The 17,149-nt window shown below is 61.3% G+C and carries 17 protein-coding genes; 8 read left to right on the forward strand and 9 right to left on the reverse strand.

Translation table 11 applies throughout. The features are described from left to right. Nucleotides 1-65: 65 nt before the first annotated feature. Complete coding sequence (ypfJ, locus tag AACY49_RS17220) at nucleotides 66-959, forward strand: KPN_02809 family neutral zinc metallopeptidase (protein WP_320393229.1); 894 nt, start codon at nucleotides 66-68, stop codon at nucleotides 957-959. Further along, on the forward strand, nucleotides 959-1,918 hold the full coding sequence (locus tag AACY49_RS17225; RefSeq protein WP_339525288.1) for an alpha/beta hydrolase: 960 nt from the start codon (nucleotides 959-961) through the stop codon (nucleotides 1,916-1,918). The genes ypfJ and AACY49_RS17225 overlap by 1 nt, the downstream gene beginning before the upstream one ends. A gap of 116 nt (nucleotides 1,919-2,034) precedes the next feature. On the opposite strand, the gene AACY49_RS17230 is transcribed toward AACY49_RS17225, so the two are convergent. The 3 genes from AACY49_RS17230 to AACY49_RS17240 all read right to left on the reverse strand — a co-directional run bounded on the left by AACY49_RS17230 (nucleotide 2,035) and on the right by AACY49_RS17240 (nucleotide 4,170). After that, a complete protein-coding gene (locus tag AACY49_RS17230; RefSeq protein ID WP_339525290.1) occupies nucleotides 2,035-2,628 on the reverse strand; it encodes an HAD family hydrolase in 594 nt (197 codons plus the stop codon). Further along, nucleotides 2,625-3,494, reverse strand: a complete 870-nt coding sequence (tesB, locus tag AACY49_RS17235; protein WP_339525292.1) for an acyl-CoA thioesterase II — start codon at nucleotides 3,492-3,494, stop codon at nucleotides 2,625-2,627. The genes AACY49_RS17230 and tesB overlap by 4 nt, the downstream gene beginning before the upstream one ends. Nucleotides 3,495-3,600: 106 nt before the next feature. Next, complete coding sequence (locus AACY49_RS17240; RefSeq protein WP_258698958.1) at nucleotides 3,601-4,170, reverse strand: GNAT family N-acetyltransferase; 570 nt, start codon at nucleotides 4,168-4,170, stop codon at nucleotides 3,601-3,603. A 91-nt stretch (nucleotides 4,171-4,261) separates the two neighbouring features. On the opposite strand from AACY49_RS17240, the gene AACY49_RS17245 reads away from it, so the two are divergent. Both AACY49_RS17245 and AACY49_RS17250 read left to right on the forward strand, forming a co-directional pair. Next, complete coding sequence (locus AACY49_RS17245) at nucleotides 4,262-5,182, forward strand: histone deacetylase family protein (protein WP_339525295.1); 921 nt, start codon at nucleotides 4,262-4,264, stop codon at nucleotides 5,180-5,182. A 281-nt stretch (nucleotides 5,183-5,463) separates the two neighbouring features. Beyond that, complete coding sequence (locus tag AACY49_RS17250; protein ID WP_258698956.1) at nucleotides 5,464-6,705, forward strand: TIGR03862 family flavoprotein; 1,242 nt, start codon at nucleotides 5,464-5,466, stop codon at nucleotides 6,703-6,705. A gap of 123 nt (nucleotides 6,706-6,828) precedes the next feature. Here AACY49_RS17250 and AACY49_RS17255 read toward each other — a convergent pair whose 3' ends face one another. Together AACY49_RS17255 and yedA are read right to left on the reverse strand one after the other, a co-directional pair. Further along, nucleotides 6,829-8,163 carry a DEAD/DEAH box helicase gene (locus AACY49_RS17255; RefSeq protein WP_339525297.1) on the reverse strand — a complete coding sequence of 445 codons (1,335 nt, stop codon included), beginning with the start codon at nucleotides 8,161-8,163 and terminating at the stop codon, nucleotides 6,829-6,831. Nucleotides 8,164-8,250: 87 nt separating this feature from the next. Beyond that, nucleotides 8,251-9,177 (reverse strand): drug/metabolite exporter YedA, encoded by a 927-nt coding sequence (gene yedA / locus AACY49_RS17260; RefSeq protein ID WP_339525299.1) that lies wholly within the window; start codon nucleotides 9,175-9,177, stop codon nucleotides 8,251-8,253. A 163-nt stretch (nucleotides 9,178-9,340) separates the two neighbouring features. On the opposite strand from yedA, the gene AACY49_RS17265 reads away from it, so the two are divergent. Further along, the gene (locus tag AACY49_RS17265) at nucleotides 9,341-9,796 is read left to right on the forward strand and encodes an Lrp/AsnC family transcriptional regulator (RefSeq protein ID WP_123720508.1); all 456 of its coding nucleotides are present in this window, start codon (nucleotides 9,341-9,343) and stop codon (nucleotides 9,794-9,796) included. Between the two features lie 135 nt (nucleotides 9,797-9,931). Here the strand turns inward: AACY49_RS17265 and AACY49_RS17270 are convergent, their stop codons facing one another. The 3 genes from AACY49_RS17270 to AACY49_RS17280 all read right to left on the reverse strand — a co-directional run bounded on the left by AACY49_RS17270 (nucleotide 9,932) and on the right by AACY49_RS17280 (nucleotide 11,949). Beyond that, nucleotides 9,932-10,543 carry a 3'-5' exonuclease gene (locus tag AACY49_RS17270; protein WP_339525305.1) on the reverse strand — a complete coding sequence of 204 codons (612 nt, stop codon included), beginning with the start codon at nucleotides 10,541-10,543 and terminating at the stop codon, nucleotides 9,932-9,934. 22 nt (nucleotides 10,544-10,565) lie between these two features. Beyond that, nucleotides 10,566-11,045: a LabA-like NYN domain-containing protein gene (locus AACY49_RS17275; RefSeq protein ID WP_258698951.1), complete on the reverse strand. Its 480-nt coding sequence runs from the start codon at nucleotides 11,043-11,045 to the stop codon at nucleotides 10,566-10,568. Nucleotides 11,046-11,187: 142 nt separating this feature from the next. Then, entirely contained in the window at nucleotides 11,188-11,949 is a 762-nt protein-coding gene (locus AACY49_RS17280; protein WP_339525308.1) for a DUF2076 domain-containing protein, read from the reverse strand. Nucleotides 11,950-12,126: 177 nt separating this feature from the next. On the opposite strand from AACY49_RS17280, the gene AACY49_RS17285 reads away from it, so the two are divergent. Then, a complete protein-coding gene (locus AACY49_RS17285; protein WP_339525310.1) occupies nucleotides 12,127-12,801 on the forward strand; it encodes a YciC family protein in 675 nt (224 codons plus the stop codon). A 74-nt stretch (nucleotides 12,802-12,875) separates the two neighbouring features. Beyond that, nucleotides 12,876-13,955 carry an endonuclease/exonuclease/phosphatase family protein gene (locus tag AACY49_RS17290; RefSeq protein WP_339525312.1) on the forward strand — a complete coding sequence of 360 codons (1,080 nt, stop codon included), beginning with the start codon at nucleotides 12,876-12,878 and terminating at the stop codon, nucleotides 13,953-13,955. 149 nt (nucleotides 13,956-14,104) lie between these two features. Here the strand turns inward: AACY49_RS17290 and hrpB are convergent, their stop codons facing one another. Then, nucleotides 14,105-16,621, reverse strand: coding sequence for an ATP-dependent helicase HrpB (hrpB, locus tag AACY49_RS17295; protein ID WP_339525314.1), 2,517 nt, complete (start codon nucleotides 16,619-16,621; stop codon nucleotides 14,105-14,107). A 97-nt stretch (nucleotides 16,622-16,718) separates the two neighbouring features. Here hrpB and AACY49_RS17300 point away from each other — a divergent pair, with 97 nt between their 5' ends. Further along, on the forward strand, nucleotides 16,719-17,138 hold the full coding sequence (locus AACY49_RS17300) for a polyribonucleotide nucleotidyltransferase (protein ID WP_258698946.1): 420 nt from the start codon (nucleotides 16,719-16,721) through the stop codon (nucleotides 17,136-17,138). Nucleotides 17,139-17,149 lie beyond the last annotated feature (11 nt).

Genomic DNA, 17,149 nt, shown 5'->3' on the forward strand with positions numbered 1-17,149 from the left:
ACCGGACTGGCGCCACGCTTACTCACCAGCAACACTCATCACCATGTTCAAACGAGGATCCGCCCATGCTTTGGAAAAAAGGCCGACGCAGCGACAACGTGGTCGACGCCCGTGGCGATGATGTCGGTGGTGGCGGCGGCGGGATGCGCTTCGGCGGGGGCAAGGGCCTGAGCCTGACGGCGATCCTGTTGATCGTCGGGATCGGCTGGATCACCGGCCAGGACCCGTTGCAGATCCTCGGGCAACTGACCGGGCAGATGAGCGAACAATCGGCCCCGGCCCCCCCAAAAACCCGCCAGGCGCCACCGGCCAATGATGAAGGGGCCGAATTCGTACGCTCGATCCTCGGCGACACCGAAGACACCTGGGGCCAGATTTTTCAGCAGGCCGGTCGGCAATATAAAGACCCGACCCTGGTGCTGTTCAGCAATCGGGTGAACTCGGCGTGCGGCCTGGCGACGTCGGCAACCGGTCCGTTCTATTGCCCGGCAGACCAGAAGGTCTACCTGGACACGAGTTTCTTCCAGGAAATGTCGCAACGCTTTTCCGCTGCGGGTGATTTCGCTCAGGCCTACGTGATCGCTCATGAAGTCGGACACCACGTGCAGACCCTGCTTGGCGTTTCGGCGAAGATTCAGGCCGCTCGGCAGCAGGGCCGACAAATGGAAGGCGACGGCGGTTTGCTGGTGCGTCAGGAACTGCAGGCCGATTGCCTGGCCGGAGTCTGGGCCAACAATGCGCAAAAACGCCTGAACTGGCTGGAACCCGGTGACATCGAAGAAGCCTTGAACGCCGCCAACGCCATCGGCGACGACCGCTTGCAACAGCAAGGTCAGGGCCGCGTGGTGCCGGACTCCTTCACTCACGGCACTTCGGCCCAGCGGGTGCGCTGGTTCAAGGCTGGATTCGCACAAGGCCAGATCAGCCAGTGCGATACCTTTGCCGCGAAGACTCTGTGATGCGTCAGTGGCTGCTGGTTCTGTTGATCACCTGCGCAAGCACCCAGGCTGCCGAGCAGGGAGGCAAGGCGATCAGTTCCGGGCGCCTGCTGTTGAGCGCCGGCGAAATCGCGGTGGGCATCGGCCCGACGCCTGCGAAAATCGAACGCGTGCTGATCATCATCCATGGTCGTTTGCGCAATGCTGAAACCTACCGCCAGAGCGCCGAGCACGCGACCGAGCAGGCCGGGCAAAGCGCGAACACCTTGGTGCTCGCCCCGCAGTTTCTCAATGAAACCGACATCGCGAGCCATCCGGTGCCTGACAGTGTTTTACGCTGGCAAGGCAATGACTGGATGGCCGGCGGCTTATCCACCGCGCCGTTCACCCTGAGTTCCTATGCGGCACTCGACGAAATCATCGCTCGCCTGGGGGATCGGCGCCAGTTTCCGGACGTGAAGCAAATCGTCATCGCCGGTCACTCCGGCGGTGCTCAGGTGGTTCAGCGTTATGCCTTGCTGGGTCACCCTCAGCCCGCTCTCGATACAGAAGGCGTGAAGGTGCGCTATGTGATTGCCAATCCTTCGTCGTACGCCTACTTCAATGAGCAACGGCCAGTGGCGTTCAGTCATGCGGGGTGCCCGAATTTCAATCGCTGGAAGTATGGGCTGGCGGATCTGCCCGCTTATGCCAATGGGCAAACGCCTGCGCAACTCGAAGAGAACTATGTCAAACGTGACATCGTTTATTTACTCGGCCAGCAGGACACTGATCCGAATCATCCGGCGCTGGATAAAAGTTGTGAGGCTAAAGCTCAGGGTGCGTCTCGATTGATTCGTGGGCGCAACTATTTCAAATATCTGAAGCAACGCCATTCTCAGGGGTTAAGTCAGCAACTGATCGAAGTGCCTGGGGTCGAGCACAATGGGGACGGGATGTTTACGTCGCCTGAGGGGCAGAAGGCGTTGTTCGGTCAGTGAGTTTTTGTGGTGCCTGAACTGACGCTATCGCGGGCAAGCCCGCTCCCACAGGGTTATGCACCATCCTTGTGGGAGCGGGCTTGCCCGCGATAGCGGTTAATCAGATGACCAATCTCTCAAGCCGAAAGCATCTGCCGCAACACCACGCAATCGGCAGCATGCCAATCAGTCAATTCCGGCCACGGATTATCCGGCAGATTCACCAGCACCGTCCGCGTCCCCGCCGCCCGACCGCAATCCAGATCAAAGCGGTAATCACCGACCATCACCATGTCGCTCGCCGGCACCTTCCAGGCCTCGGCCAGTTTCAGCAGACCACCGGGATGCGGCTTGGGCGGCGCTTCATCGCGACCCAGTACATCCTCCACCGCAAAGCAGTCGGCCAGACCAATCGCCTCCAGCGTGACATGCGCCAGCTCGCGAGCATTGCGCGTGAGAATGCCCAGACGATAACCGCGCCCGGCCAACTCACGCACCAGCTCCACCGCGCCCGGCGCCGGTTTCGAACCCATTGCCAGATCCCGCTCATGCTCCAGCAACCACGCGTGCTTGGCCGCCGCTTCATCGGCCGGCAGCGCAGCGAGGTGGGTGAGAATGTCGTCTTCGGCGGGAATCGCCAACGCCACGCGGATTGCCGCGAAGTCATGCACCGCCACTGTCAGGGTGCCGTCCATGTCGAACACCCAGTGCCGCACCTCGGCCAGGCTCATGCCCAATCCTTGCGATGACGAATCAGGCCTTCCTGAGTGACCGAAGCCACCAATTGCCCAGCACGGTTGAACACGCTGCCACGGGAGAATCCGCGCGAGTTGCCGGCCCACGGGCTGTCCATGGCGTACAGCAACCAGTCATCGGCACGCAGGTCGGCGTGGAACCACAATGCGTGGTCGAGGCTGGCGACCTGCATGTCTTTCTGCCAGACCGATTTGCCGTGGGGCAACATCGAGGTGGTCAGCAGGCCGAAGTCCGACGCGTAGGCCAACAGGTATTTGTGCAGCGCCGGGGTGTCGGCCAACGCACCGTCGGCGCGGAACCAGACGTACTTGACCGGATCGGCAGGTTGCGGGTTGTAGGGATCTTTCTCGGTCACCGGACGGACTTCGATCGGTTTCGGGCACAGCAGTTTTTCGCGCATGTGTTCAGGGATCAGGTGCGCGCGCTGCTGGGTGAGCTCCAGCTCCGACGGCAGGTTTTCCGGGCCGACCACTTGCGGCATTTCGCTCTGGTGCTGGCAGCCTTCTTCATCGTACTGAAACGAGGCGCTGCAGGTGAAAATCGGGTTGCCCTTCTGGATCGCCGTCACCCGGCGCGTGCTGAAACTGCCGCCATCGCGCACCCGATCGACCTGATACACCACCGGCAACTTGGCATCGCCCGGGCGCAGGAAGTAACCGTGCATCGAATGCACATGACGCGCGGCTTCGACTGTCTGACTGGCCGCCGACAGGGACTGGCCGAGCACCTGGCCGCCGAACAACTGACGAAAACCCAGATCCTGGCTGCGGCCACGGAACAGGTTTTCTTCAATCGGTTCCAGGGTCAGCAGGTCTACCAGATCTTCCAACACTTGGCTCATTCAGACTCTCCTCACACAAAGCAATGCCGCGCAGCCTTGGCTGCGGCGGTCGATTCAGTTTATGGCCCGGTTCAACATGAGGGCCATTGTAAACGTCCGTGCCTGCTTATCCATGCAAGGTTTCCAGCCATTGTTCACGGGTGATGCGATACAACACGTGGGGGCGCAGCGGATGATCGGCTGCCAGACTCGGGTGCTCGAAGTCATCGGCGGGGGCATGGTGCATGCCAATCGCCTGCATGACTTTTTGCGAAGGCATGTTGGTTTCGGTGGTGAACGCCACGACCTCTTGCAGTGCCAACCGGTCAAACCCGCAGCGCAATGCGGTCCACGCCGCTTCACTGGCATACCCCAGGCCCCAGTGCTCGCGCGCCAGGCGCCAGCCGATTTCGATGGCCGGGGTGAAGGGCGCGTCGAAGCCGACCACACCCAGCCCGGTAAACCCGATGAACGCCCCGGTGTCCTTGCGCTCGAGTGCCCAGAGGCCAAAACCATACTCGGCAAAATGCCCGCGAACCCGTCCGATCAGCGAGGCGCTTTCCAGTCGACTCAAGGGTGCCGGAAAATAACGCATCACCTGTGGATCGGCACACATTGCCGCAAACGCCGGCAAATCCTCGTCACGCCACTGCCGCAACAACAGTCGCGCGCTTTCGAGTTCCAGTATCGGCTCCATCGTGCCCCTCCCCTCTGTTTCCATGCCGCAAGTCTACATCGCTGGTAGGATCCTTCACTCATTCCTACAGGCCTTCCTAGATAAATCAGCCATGCCCCTGCCTCTGATCTACCACGAAGACTACAGTCCCGAGTTCCCGGCGGATCACCGCTTCCCCATGGACAAGTTTCGCTTGCTGCGCGATCACCTGGTGGACAGTGGCCTGACCCGCGACGCTGACCTGCTGCGCCCGGACCTGTGCCCGGCGGATATTCTCGCCCTCGCTCATGACCCTGCGTATATCGAACGCTACATGGGCGGCGAGTTGTCCCGGGAAGACCAGCGGCGCCTCGGCCTGCCCTGGAGCGAAGCACTGGCCCGGCGCACGGTGCGAGCGGTCGGCGGTTCGCTGCTGGCGGCCGAACAGGCACTGGAACATGGCTTGGCCTGTCACCTGGCCGGCGGCACTCATCACGCGCATTACGATCACCCCGCCGGGTTCTGCATTTTCAATGACCTGGCAGTGATCAGCCATTGCCTGCTGGAAAGTGGCCGGGTGAATCGGGTGCTGATCTTCGACTGCGATGTGCATCAGGGCGATGGGACTGCACGAATCCTGCACAACACCCCGGAGGCAGTGACCGTTTCCCTGCACTGCGAAAAGAACTTTCCTGCACGCAAAGCCGAAAGCGACTGGGACATCCCGTTGCCCATGGGCATGGGCGATGCCGACTACCTGAAGGTAGTGGACGATGCGCTCAACTATTTGCTGCCGCTCTACCAACCGGATCTGGTGCTGTACGACGCCGGTGTCGATGTGCATAAGGACGACGCTTTGGGCTATCTGAAACTGACAGACGAAGGCGTCGCCGCTCGCGACGAAAGCGTGATGCGTCATTGCCTGGGCCGGGATATTCCGCTGGTCGGCGTGATCGGCGGCGGTTACAGCAAGGACCGCAAAGCCCTGGCGCGCCGTCATGGCATCCTCCATCACAGCGCCCAACGGGTCTGGCAGTCATCAGGTTGTCATTGAGGTGTGGGTCTTTACCCACAATGCCTGTGGAACCGCCTGTGGATAACCTGAGTGAAAGGGCCTGCAGGCCATGCTACCTATAGCGTGCAACGGAGTGGTTGTTTTTTGATCAGCTCTTGAACACACCCATGATCCCTGTGGGAGCGGGCTTGCCCGCGATGAGGCCGGTACATTCAACATCATTGTTGCCTGACAGTCCGCTATCGCGGGCAAGCCTGCTCCCACCGTTATCGCGCACTGCTAGAATGCGCGGCTTATTCCGCCACGCCGCAGCTCTCGCCATGACCCAGCCCTCCACTTCCCTCCCCTCAAACGTCGCCATCATCGGTGGCGGTCCCGCCGGTTTGATGGCGGCTGAAGTGTTGAGCCAGGCAGGAATCAAGGTCGACCTGTACGACGGCATGCCTTCAGTGGGGCGAAAATTCCTCCTCGCCGGTGTCGGCGGCATGAACATCACCCATTCCGAGGCCTACCCCGCATTTCTCTCACGCTACGCCGAACGGGCTCCGCAGATTGCACCGCTGCTACGAGCCTTCGGGGCCGAAGCCTTGTGCCAATGGATTCATGACCTGGGCATCGAAACCTTTGTCGGCAGCTCCGGCCGGGTGTTTCCTACCGACATGAAAGCCGCGCCCCTGTTGCGTGCCTGGCTCAAACGCCTGCGCGATGCCGGCGTAGTTATCCACACCCGCCATCGCTGGCTCGGTTGGGATGACAACGGTGACTTGCGTATCGACAGCCCCGAAGGCGAAAAAACCGTTCAAGCGAATGCGACCTTACTGGCCCTCGGCGGCGGCAGTTGGTCGCGCCTCGGTTCGGACGGTGCCTGGATGCTGCCGCTGGAACAGCGCGGTGTAGGACTGACGCCGTTGCAACCGAGCAATTGCGGCTTCGAGGTGCAGGCCTGGAGCGAATTGATGGTCAGCAAATTCGCAGGCAGCCCGCTGAAAAACATCGCCATTGGCCTCAATGACGACGTGCCGCGACTCGGGGAGTGTGTGATCACTGCCACGGGGATTGAAGGCAGTTTGATCTACGCCCTGTCGGCACCGATCCGCGAAGCGATCAATCAGCACGGCTCGGCAACCATTCATCTCGATCTGTTGCCGGGCAAGCCTGTGGATAAAGTTCAGGCGGCGCTGAACAAACCTCGCGGCTCCCGTTCCATGGCCAAACACCTGCACAGTCAGCTTGGGCTTGATGGCGTGAAAGCGGCGTTGTTGCGGGAACTGACACCGGTTGAATGTTTTGCCGATCCGGCGCTGCTGGCCAAAGCGATCAAGGCATTGCCACTGACGCTGATGAAAACCCGGCCATTGGACGAAGCCATCAGCAGCGCGGGGGGCGTGATGTTCGAGACGATGGATGAACGTTTGATGCTCAAGCAACTGCCCGGCGTGTTCTGCGCGGGGGAAATGCTCGATTGGGAAGCGCCGACCGGCGGCTATCTGCTGACCGCGTGTTTCGCCAGTGGTCGAGCGGCGGGGTTGGGGATGGTGGAGTGGTTGCGGCGCAAGGATTGAAGACCGAGGCGCGTCCATCGCGAGCAGGCTCGCTCCCACAGGTGACCGAGTTCTTTCATAAGAATACGGTCAATGTGGGAGCGAGCCTGCTCGCGATGGTGGCCTGACAGGCGCAGCGTTTAATCAAGGCTTACGCTTACGCGGCCCGGTATTGAACACCGGCACTTTACGCACAGGCTTGATCGAAGGCTCCGGCGCCGACGCATCACCGCTCTCGACCCATTTACCCAGGTTGCGCTTGCCGCCACTGGAGGTCTTGGGCTTCTTCGGTTTTTTCGGCTTCTTGATCACCTGACCGCTGGCATCGGTATCCGGCACGCGGTGCTCAGGCTCGAAATCCTGCTCCATCTGGCGAGTCAACGTCTGACGGGTCAACATCTCGATGGCTGACAGCTGATTCACTTCATCGGCGCAGACCAGCGAAATTGCCTCGCCGGTTGAACCCGCACGGCCGGTACGGCCGATGCGGTGGATGTAGTCCTCCGCCACGATCGGCAGGTCGAAGTTGACCACCAACGGCAAATCTTCGATATCCAGACCACGGGCGGCCACGTCGGTGGCTACAAGGATCTGCACTTCGCTGGCCTTGAAACGATCCAGCGCTCGCTGACGGGTTGCCTGAGGTTTGTCGCCGTGGATGCCGTCAGCGTTGATGCCCAGGCCCTGGAGTTTTTCCACCAGCGCGTCTACGCCGTTACGGGTCTTGGCGAATACCAGCACCTGCTTCCACTTGCCCTTGCGCATCAAGTGAACGAACAGCTCCGGCTTGCGCTTCTTGTCCACCGTCACCACCCACTGTTTAACAGTGTTGGCTGCGACGTTGCGCGGGCTGACTTCGATGCTCAGCGGGTCGTTGAGCATTTGCCCGGCCAGGGTGCGGATGGCGTCGGAGAAGGTCGCGGAGAACAACAGCGTCTGGCGCTTCTTCGGCAGCGCCTTGTAAATGTTCCCCAGTTCTTCGGAGAAGCCCAGATCGAGCATGCGATCGGCTTCGTCCAGCACCAGGGTTTGCAACTGGTTGAACTTGAGCGCGTTCTGGCGGAACAGGTCGAGCAAGCGGCCCGGGGTCGCCACCAACAGATCAACGCCTTTGCGCAGCTTCATCATTTGCGGGTTGATGCTGACGCCGCCGTACACCGCGTATGTGCTCAACGGCAGGTTCGCGGCGTACTGACGCACGCTTTCGTGAACCTGCTCGGCCAGTTCGCGGGTCGGCACCAGGATCAGCGCGCGCACGGAGTTGGCGCTGACTTTCGGCCCTTCCATGGCCAGCAATTGCAGCAGCGGCAAGGCGAAACCGGCAGTCTTGCCGGTGCCGGTCTGGGCCGCGGCCATCAGGTCGCGACCGGCCAGAACCGCCGGAATCGCTTGCGTCTGAACCGGCGTCGGGGTCTGGTAGCCGAGCGTCTCGAGAGCGCGCAGCAAGGGTTCGATCAGGCCAAGGGTGGCGAAAGTCATGGGAGTACCGTAGGAAAATTCAGCGCGATTGTGCAAAGAGTGTGCAAAGAGTGTGCAAAACGAGTGTGCAATGGCGCGCAGTTTACCCTAATTCGCGCGGGATTCTGTCGGCACCGCTACGGCAGGCCGATCTGCACCTCGGCGCCACTGCGGCAACCCGATCAACACCACGGCACTGATGATCACCGCCATGGCCAGCGCTTCCTCGATACCGATGGTCTCGCCGACAAACACGATACCCAGCAACACCGCCACCGCCGGGTTGACGTAGGCATAACTGGTGGCCGCTGCCGGACGCACGTGTTTCAACAGGTACATGTAGGCGTTGAAGGCGATGATCGAACCGAAGACGGTCAGGTACGCCAGCGCCGCCCAGCCTTCGATCGGCGGCAGACTGTCCAGACGTTCGCCACTCACCGCGCTGCCGATCAGCAACGCCACGCCGCCCACCAGCATTTCCACGGCACTGGCCATCGGTCCCTGAGGCAACGGCAAGTGCTTGCTCCACACCGAACCGAACGCCCAGGACGCTGCCGCGAATACCAACAACGCCGCACCCAACGGGCTCGACTGCAGGTTTGAACCGAGGTTGAGCATGGCGATGCCGATCAACCCGAGCACAATCCCGGCCCATTCGAGACGGGTATTACGCGCCCCCCAGAAATATCCACAGAGCAAGGTAAACAGCGGCACCGTCGCCACCGCCAATGCGGCAACGCCGGAGGCGACACCGGTGTGTTCAGCCACGCTGACCGCGCCGTTACCGCAAGTCAGCAGCAAAATCCCGATAATCCCCGCGGCCTTCCACTGCGCCCAGGTCGGTGCCGGTGCCCCGCGCCAGCGCAGGAACGCGTACATCAACGTACCGGCGATCACGAAGCGAATGCCGCCGAGCAGCAACGGCGGCCAGTACTGCACGCCGATTCGAATCACCAGATAGGTCGACCCCCAAATCACGTACAGCGCAAAAAAAGCAGCGATCAGCGGTAAGGAAAAACGGCGTATGCCAGACATGGGCAGCTCGAGAACAAAACAAAGAGAGCCGCTATTCTAGAAAGGCCAACGGCGGAAAATAAGCTACAAAACCTGTTTATAGCGCCAGTACACTTTTCAAAACACGGAGTTCAACGCTATAAACCGTGCTTTCGAAAGCCAGTTACTTTCCAGGAATACTGCGATGGACAAATACGACCGCATGCTCCTCAGTGCCCTGTTGGAAAACGGTCGTGCGTCCTACGCTGAACTGGCGCGCAAGGTGAACCTGTCTGCTCCGGCGGTGGCCGAGCGAGTGGCCAAACTTGAGGCCTGTGGGGTGATCACCGGCTACCAGGCAAAGGTCGACATGTCCAAAATCGGCCTGCCGATCCAGTGCGTCATCGAACTGCGCCTGAACCAGCACGGCAACCAGAAAACCTACGACGAACTGATCAAAATCCCACAACTCACCGAGTGCCATCGCGTCACCGGCGACCCGTGCGTGATCATGCAAGCGGCGGTGGGCTCGATGCCGGAGCTGGAAGAGTTGATTAACCGCATCGCCACGTTTGGCTTCAGCAAGACCTCGATCGTGCTGTCCAGCGCCATCGAGAAGCGGGTGCCGTTGGGGCAGTTGGAAGGGAATGGCAAATCGTGATGTTGCACCGCCCCTGTGGGAGCGGGCTTGCCCACGATAGCGGACTGTCAGTCAACAAAGATGTTGAATGTGATGGCCTCATCGCGGGCAAGTCGGATCGCCGCACCGCCGCTCCCACAGGATTTGTGGTGGGTCTTAAAACCCGCGATACCGCTTCAGATGCTCATTGATCTTCGCCGCCGGCACTTTCTGCAAGCTGCACAGCAGATCATGGGACAACTCCCGCAACCCATGCTTTTGCCGCAACTCTTCAGCCAAATGCGCCGTCAGGTTGGCGGCCATTTCGGCATCGGCCATGGCCCGGTGAGCCTTGCCGGTATCGGGCAGGCTGGCGTAAGTGGTGAGGGTGCCGAGTTTGTGGTTCGGGGCGGCGGGCATCAGGCGGCGGGCGAGTAACAGCGAGCAGGCAAAGTTCTGCAAGCGTGTACGTTTGATTCGCCCAAGCTCAAAGTCCCAGAACTTCTGGTCGAACGCAGCGTTGTGCGCCAACAGCGGGGTGATGCCGACGAACTCATTGACCTCGTTCATCACCTGCTCGGCCGAAGGCGCGGTGCGCAGCATGGCGTTGCTGATGCCGGTGAGCTGTTCGATAAAGGCCGGCACCCGCACGCCGGCGTTCATCAGGCTTTGATAACGCTCGACGATGCGCCCCTGTTCAAGAATCACCACGGCAATTTCCGTGGCCCGGCAGCTGCTGCTCGGGGAGATCCCGGTGGTTTCAAAGTCGATGACTGCTATGCGTTCCAAACCTGTTTCAACTCCGTAAAAATCAATTCTTGAGCAGTAACGCGCCTTCGATCGGCACGTAACGGCTGGCGGCGCGGATCAGCGAATTGGCCGTCAGGCCTGGCACGCCGTAAGCCACCGCTTGCACGCCGTGCTTGGCGATGATGCGCTCCAGCAGCATGTCGAAATCACCGTCGCCGGAGGCCAGCACCACTTCGTCGACATGGTCGGCGGCGTCCATGATGTCGAGGGTGATGCCCACGTCCCAGTCGCCTTTGGCCGAACCGTCGCTGCGCTGGATGTAGGGTTTGAGCTTCACGATGAAGCCGAGATTGCGCAGGATCTGCTGAAACTGCTGCTGCTTGCTGTCGCCACGATCGATCGCATAGGCATAGGCCTCGACGATCTGCCCCTGTTTGCTGATGTCAGCCCACAAAGCGGCATAGTTGAAGTGGCAACCATAGGCCTGACGCACGGTGTAATAGAGGTTCTGGACATCGGCGAACACTGCGATTTTTTTCACCGTACATCCTCTTTGGCGTGCCGAAGCGCGGGCAGGATCAGGCGCCAGGCCCGAAAAGTTGCCCAGTATGCCAGCACGAAGGATTGTTCCGCGAATAATCGGCCATGTGGCGAGGGAGCTTGCTCCCTCGCCACAGATGTAGTCAGACGAAGGAGTCGTCATCGCCGCCGAAGAACGACGAGCTGTCATCGTTGTAATCAGCATCGGCGAAACCGCCCTGACCGCTGGAGTTGTCAGCCACGCGCTGATCGTCGCCCCAGCCATTGCCGTTGTCGCTCTGATCGTTGACCCGGGCCGGTTCTTCCTTGATGACCTCAACCACTTCCGGCTGCTGATTGTGATGGAACAGGCTGATTATGCCTTGCGCCAGCATCACGCCACCGGCCACGCCCGCTGCCGTTTTCAATGCACCACCGAGGAAACCGCTGCCGGCCGCTGGGGCTTGTTGTTGCGGTGCATAGTTCTGCTGCGGTGCGGCGCCGAAGTTTTGCTGTGGCGGCTGGGCATTGAACGACGGCCGCCCCGGTTCACGCCAGCCACCATTGGACGGGGCTGCGCTTTGAGTCGACGCAGGCTGCGGATCACGAGAAGTGCCACCGAAGATGCTCGACAAAAAGCCACCGCTGCTCGGCGCCGGAGCCGCCGTCTGAGCCTTGGCCGATTGCAGTTCAGCCTGCAATTGCTGGACCTGTTGGGCGAGTTGCTTGTTCTGTTCGTCGAGGCTCTTGATGGCGGCCTCTTGCACCAGAATCGCCTGGGTCATGAAATAGCCCGCCGCCGGTTGGCGAGTCAGGTGCTCCTTGATCCGCGCCTCGGCCTGGGCGTCGCGCGGGGCTGAGTCCGTTTCGGCCTGTTGCAGCCGGGAAAACAGTCCATCGATCAGGGTTTGTTCTTCGCTGTTCATGGCGACCTCGTAGATTGCCGGGAATATCGTTGCCCTCACCCACAGTGGATAAGGTGCTCACCAGTAATGGGGCTGATACAGGATGTTTCAATGACCTTTACCGAACGTTTACGTTTGCGCCCCGAAGGGCTTGATCGGTTAAAGTGAGGCACTGCTTTCAACCTGCGATACCGACTGATGAATTCGTTCGATGTACTGCGTGACTCTCTGTATTTTTTCAAGCGCAATCTGAGCCAGATCGTGCAGCTGTGCCTGCCACTGGTGATTCTCGAGGCGCTGCTGCAACAAGTGGTCGACCACTCGACCGGGCCAGACAGTTTCGCCGGCATCAGTGTGATGGTCGGCTTGCTGGTGTATCCGCTGTACACCGCCGCGCTGATCCTGTTTCTCGATGCCCGTAGCCGTGGCGAATCGCCGCGCACCCGCGACCTGCTGGCGACCGCCGCGACCTTGTGGCCGCGCTTCGCCGTGCTGACCGCCCTCAACACGCTGCTGATCCTGATCGGCCTGTCGTTGTATTTCCTGCCGGGTATCTGGCTGATGGTGACGCTGGCATTCGGTGAGTACCTGCTGGTGCTGCGCGGCCTGGCGCCGTTGGCGGCGATGAAGGAAAGCCTGCGCCTGACCCGCGGAAACTTCCTGCGCATTCTGGTGTGCATTCTGTGCGTGATGGGCCCGCTGTGGGTGCTCAAGGGAGCGACGCTGGCGGCTTACCCTGAACCGCAGAACCCGGTGATTTCGCTGCTGATCGATAGCGCTCACAGCTTTCTGCAACTGTTCACCAGCGTGGTGCTGTTCCGCTTGTTCATGCTGATCGGCGATGTGCCCGAAAAATCTGATGAGCGGCTCTGACCGCTCTACCCTTGGGCTTGGGCGCTGCTCTCGGTTATGCTCGGAGTCAATTCCGTAACGCTATAAGCCGAGCCATGACCCGTCTACTGCGCTACACCCTGCTGGGCCTGCTGATCGCCATCAGCCTGATTGCATTGCTGATCTACAGCCTGACCTGGCGCCCAGAAGCCAAGGAAGCGCTACCGGTCAGTTGCAACGCCCAGGCGCCGACGCTGGCGCCCGGCCAGGCGCTGAAGGTGATGACCTGGAACGTCCAGTACCTGGCCGGCAAGCGCTACGTGTTCTGGAATGACCTGGCCGCAGGAGACGACGAGAGCCCTACGCCTGAAGACATGGCCTTCAGCCTCGACGAAGTGGCACGGGTGATTCGCGACGAGCAACCGGACATCGTGCTGTTGCAGGAACTCGATGACGGCGCCAAGGCCAGCGACTACCAGAACCAGTTCAAATTGCTTCAGGATCGGGTCACCGACCTGTATCCGTGCACCGCTCAGGCCTTCGACTGGAAAGCCGACTTCGTGCCTGATCCGCACATCTACGGCAGCGTCGGCCGGCAATTGGCAACCCTGAGCCGCTACCGGATCGACCACGCCGAACGCCTGCAACTGCCAGTCGCACCGGCCAATGTCATCAGCCGTCAGTTCAAGCCGAAAAACGCCTTGCTGGTCACGTACCTGCCACTGAGCGACGGCGGCCAGATGGCCGTGCTCAATACCCATCTGGATCGCGCCACCCAGCCCGACGAAACCTTGCGAACCCAAGTGACAGCCGTGGCCTGGGTGCTCGACAAGTACGAAAGCCGCGGCACGCCATGGTTGATCGGTGGTGATTTCAACCTGTTGCCGCTGGGCCAGTATCGACGCCTGCCCGCGGAGCAACGCACGCCCTACTCCGCCGACAGCGCGCTGCATGTGCTGTGGGACAAGTACCCGATGATCCCCACCAACAACGAAGCCAGTGGTATCGACCGGGCGCAATGGCTGACCCATTACCCGAATGATCCTGGCTTGAATGGCCCGGACCGGACTGTCGACTATCTGTTTTACAGCCCACACATCAAACGGGTCGAGGCGCGGGTGCGGCAGGACGATACGTTACGGATTTCCGATCATTTGCCGGTGATTGCACGGTTTTTGTTGCCGGCAGCGCCTTAGGTCAAGTGTGGCGAGAGGGCTTGCCCCCGTTCGGCTGAGAAGCAGTCGTAAACTGACTGACGCCACGCACCTGAAAAATGATGTGACAGAACTTGGGGCTGCTTTGCAGCCCAACGGGAGCAAGCTCCCTCGCCACAAAAGTCCGGGCGCTACTTACGGGGCTTGATCCGCGCCGTCGCCTCGGCCACCAGCGGATCATCCGGCCAATAGTGTTTCGGATAACGTCCCTTCAAATCCTTCTTCACCTCGGCATACGTACTGCGCCAGAAGTTCGCCAGGTCCTGCGTCACCTGCACCGGCCGCCGAGCTGGGGACAATAGATGCAGCTTGACCACTTGCCGACCACCGGCAATGCGCGGCGTCTCGGCCAGACCGAACAACTCCTGCAAACGCACCGCCAGAATCGGTGGCTGCTCACTGTAGTCCAGACGAATCGACGAACCCGACGGCACGCTCAAGTGATGCGGAGCCTGCTCTTCGAGCCGTTGCGGCAACGGCCAGGGCAGCAGGTTGTGAACGATGCTCGACAGGTCCAGGTTGGCGAAGTGACTGAGCCGCGAGACTTTGCCCAGATACGGCATCAGCCAGTGCTCAAGGCTTTTGAGCAGTGCAGCGTCGCTGACATCCGGCCATTCGCTCTGGCCCTGACTGCTGAGGTCCAACTGACGCAACAACGCCACCCGCGCCTGCCACTGACGCAGCTCCGGGGTCCACGGCAACAGCTCCAGACCTTTGCGCCGCACCAGGTTCACCAGCGCCTGACTGCGGGCGGTTTCATCGAGCCCGGTCAGCGGTTCGCGGCTGAGGATCAATTCGCCGACCTTGCGCTGACGCTCGGCCCGCAGCACGCCTTCGCGCTCATCCCAATCCAGTTGATCGACGCAACGCACCTGCTCGGCCAGCACTGAATCGAACAGCGCCGGATCAAAATCCGTCGCCAGATAAATCCGTTCCTCACGCTGGCCCTGACGACTGCCCAAGTCGGCGATCACCAGCCACGGTTGCTTCATCAGGCTGTCCGCCTCGGCGAACAGCGCTGCACGGCCGTTGGCCAAGCGATATTCAGCGCCACCGGCCCGCCGCTGTTGGGCGACCCGATCGGGATAAGCCAATGCCAGCAACGCGCCGAGCCAGCGCGGATGCTCAGGATCGCTGACCGCCTCCGACGCTTTGCCGCGCAAATAACCGCGATACTGCCGCGCCAGTTGCCGGGCCCGTTGAACACCGCCCTGCGCACCACGAGTGGCCCGTTCTTCACCGGACAACAACACCAGCCGACTGTGCAGGTCCGCGCCAGCGCCCCGCAAGATATCGCGCTCGCCGAGCAGTGCCGCGACATCGCAGGCCATGTCGGCCAAGCCGAGCGCCTGGCCACGCAACAGCAAATGGGCGATCCGTGGATGAGCCGGCAGTTCGGCCATCGCCTGACCGTGACGGGTCAGCGCCTCGCCCTCCAGCGCGCCCAAACGTTCAAGCAGATCCTGGGCCTGTGCATAAGCCGCAGCCGGAGGGATATCCAGCCAAACCAACTGCCCCGGCGTCACGCCCCAACGACCCAGTTGCAAGGCCAGCCCGGCGAGGTCCGCCGAGAGAATTTCCGCACTGGCGTAAGCCGCCAGTTGCTCGTGCTGGTCCTGTGACCACAGGCGATAACACACGCCAGGCTCCAAACGCCCGGCCCGGCCCGCGCGCTGGGTGGCGCTGGCTTTGGAAATGCGTTGGGTGTCCAGGCGGGTCATGCCGCTGCCGGGGTCGAAACGCGGTACTCGTGCCAGCCCGGCATCGATCACCACCCGCACACCATCGATGGTCAGGCTGGTTTCGGCGATGTTGGTGGCCAGCACCACTTTGCGCTTGCCCGCAGGCGCCGGATCAATCGCCGCACGCTGCGCCGCCAGGTCCAGTTCGCCGTGCAACGGGCACAGCAACACCGGCGTGCCCTCACCCAAAGCATCGACCAATTGTTGATGTACCCGACGGATCTCCGCCTGCCCCGGCAGGAACACCAACAGGCTGCCGGTTTCATCGTTCAGCGCGTCGAGGATGGTCTGCACAACCCTCGGCTCGATGAATTCACCGGGCTGAAACGGCCGCCCCCAGCGCATCGCCACCGGGTACATCCGACCTTCGCTGCGCAGGATCGGTGCATCGTCCAGCAACCCGGCCAGGCGTTCGCCTTCCAGGGTCGCCGACATCAAGAGGATTTTCAGCGGTTGATCATCACGAAACAGCTCTCGGCCATTCAGGCTCAGGGCCAATGCCAAATCGGCGTCGAGGCTGCGTTCGTGGAACTCGTCAAAGATCAGCAAGCCCACCCCTTCCAGCGCCGGGTCATCCTGCAAGCGCCGGGTGAGAATGCCTTCGGTGACCACTTCGATGCGGGTATTGGGGCCGACTTTGCTGTCCAGACGAATGCGGTAGCCAACGGTTTCGCCGACCTTCTCGCCCAATTCACTGGCCAACCGCTCCGCCGCCGCCCGCGCGGCCAAGCGGCGCGGTTCGAGCATCAGAATGGTCTGCCCGGCCAGCCACGGCTCGTCGAGCAAGGCCAAGGGCACACGGGTGGTTTTACCGGCGCCGGGCGGTGCTTCGAGCACGGCTTCGTGGCGTGTAGCGAGGGCTTCACGCAGGGCGGGTAAAACTTCATCAATTGGCAAAGAAATCATGCTGGCTCCCAAACAGAGGCGCGAGTATAACGAGCTTCGTCGCGGTCCTAATTCATATCGACGATGCTTCGTTTCCAGATAACTCAGGAGATTTCAAATGCGTGCTCCCTTTCGCTTGATCGGCGGTGTACTGGTCGCGACCTTACTGACCCAAATCTCCGCCTGCGGCTCGATTTTCTACCCGGATCGTCGCGGCCAGATCGACGGCAAGATCGACCCGGCGATCGCTGCGCTGGATGCCGTGGGCCTGCTGTTCTATATCATCCCCGGCCTGATCGCCTTTGCGGTGGACTTCGCCACGGGGGCCATTTACTTCGAGCCCGGCCGGACCGCTCAGGTGGCTCCGGAAAAACTCAAGGAAGCCATCGGCACCGACGGCAAGGTCGATAACCACAAGTTGCAGACTATTCTGGAAAGTGAACTGGGCCGCAGCTTCCCGCTGGACGATCCGCGCCTGATCCAGCACAAGGGCAGCGCCCAGCAACTGGCCATGTTCGGCCTGCAACCGGCCGCATAATTCGTGCCTGT

Origin of the sequence: Pseudomonas sp. EL_65y_Pfl2_R96 (genome assembly GCF_963970905.1) — a bacterium.
Lineage (GTDB): Bacteria > Pseudomonadota > Gammaproteobacteria > Pseudomonadales > Pseudomonadaceae > Aquipseudomonas.

Bases quoted from the DNA above. Each gene is read 5' to 3' on its own strand.
- ypfJ (WP_320393229.1), top strand. From the start codon at position 66: ATGCTTTGGAAAAAAGGCCGACGCAGCGACAACGTGGTCGACGCCCGT.
- AACY49_RS17225 (WP_339525288.1), top strand. From the start codon at position 959: ATGCGTCAGTGGCTGCTGGTTCTGTTGATCACCTGCGCAAGCACCCAG.
- AACY49_RS17230 (WP_339525290.1), bottom strand. From the start codon at position 2,628: ATGAGCCTGGCCGAGGTGCGGCACTGGGTGTTCGACATGGACGGCACC.
- tesB (WP_339525292.1), bottom strand. From the start codon at position 3,494: ATGAGCCAAGTGTTGGAAGATCTGGTAGACCTGCTGACCCTGGAACCG.
- AACY49_RS17240 (WP_258698958.1), bottom strand. From the start codon at position 4,170: ATGGAGCCGATACTGGAACTCGAAAGCGCGCGACTGTTGTTGCGGCAG.
- AACY49_RS17245 (WP_339525295.1), top strand. From the start codon at position 4,262: ATGCCCCTGCCTCTGATCTACCACGAAGACTACAGTCCCGAGTTCCCG.
- AACY49_RS17250 (WP_258698956.1), top strand. From the start codon at position 5,464: ATGACCCAGCCCTCCACTTCCCTCCCCTCAAACGTCGCCATCATCGGT.
- AACY49_RS17255 (WP_339525297.1), bottom strand. From the start codon at position 8,163: ATGACTTTCGCCACCCTTGGCCTGATCGAACCCTTGCTGCGCGCTCTC.
- yedA (WP_339525299.1), bottom strand. From the start codon at position 9,177: ATGTCTGGCATACGCCGTTTTTCCTTACCGCTGATCGCTGCTTTTTTT.
- AACY49_RS17265 (WP_123720508.1), top strand. From the start codon at position 9,341: ATGGACAAATACGACCGCATGCTCCTCAGTGCCCTGTTGGAAAACGGT.
- AACY49_RS17280 (WP_339525308.1), bottom strand. From the start codon at position 11,949: ATGAACAGCGAAGAACAAACCCTGATCGATGGACTGTTTTCCCGGCTG.
- AACY49_RS17285 (WP_339525310.1), top strand. From the start codon at position 12,127: ATGAATTCGTTCGATGTACTGCGTGACTCTCTGTATTTTTTCAAGCGC.
- AACY49_RS17290 (WP_339525312.1), top strand. From the start codon at position 12,876: ATGACCCGTCTACTGCGCTACACCCTGCTGGGCCTGCTGATCGCCATC.
- hrpB (WP_339525314.1), bottom strand. From the start codon at position 16,621: ATGATTTCTTTGCCAATTGATGAAGTTTTACCCGCCCTGCGTGAAGCC.
- AACY49_RS17300 (WP_258698946.1), top strand. From the start codon at position 16,719: ATGCGTGCTCCCTTTCGCTTGATCGGCGGTGTACTGGTCGCGACCTTA.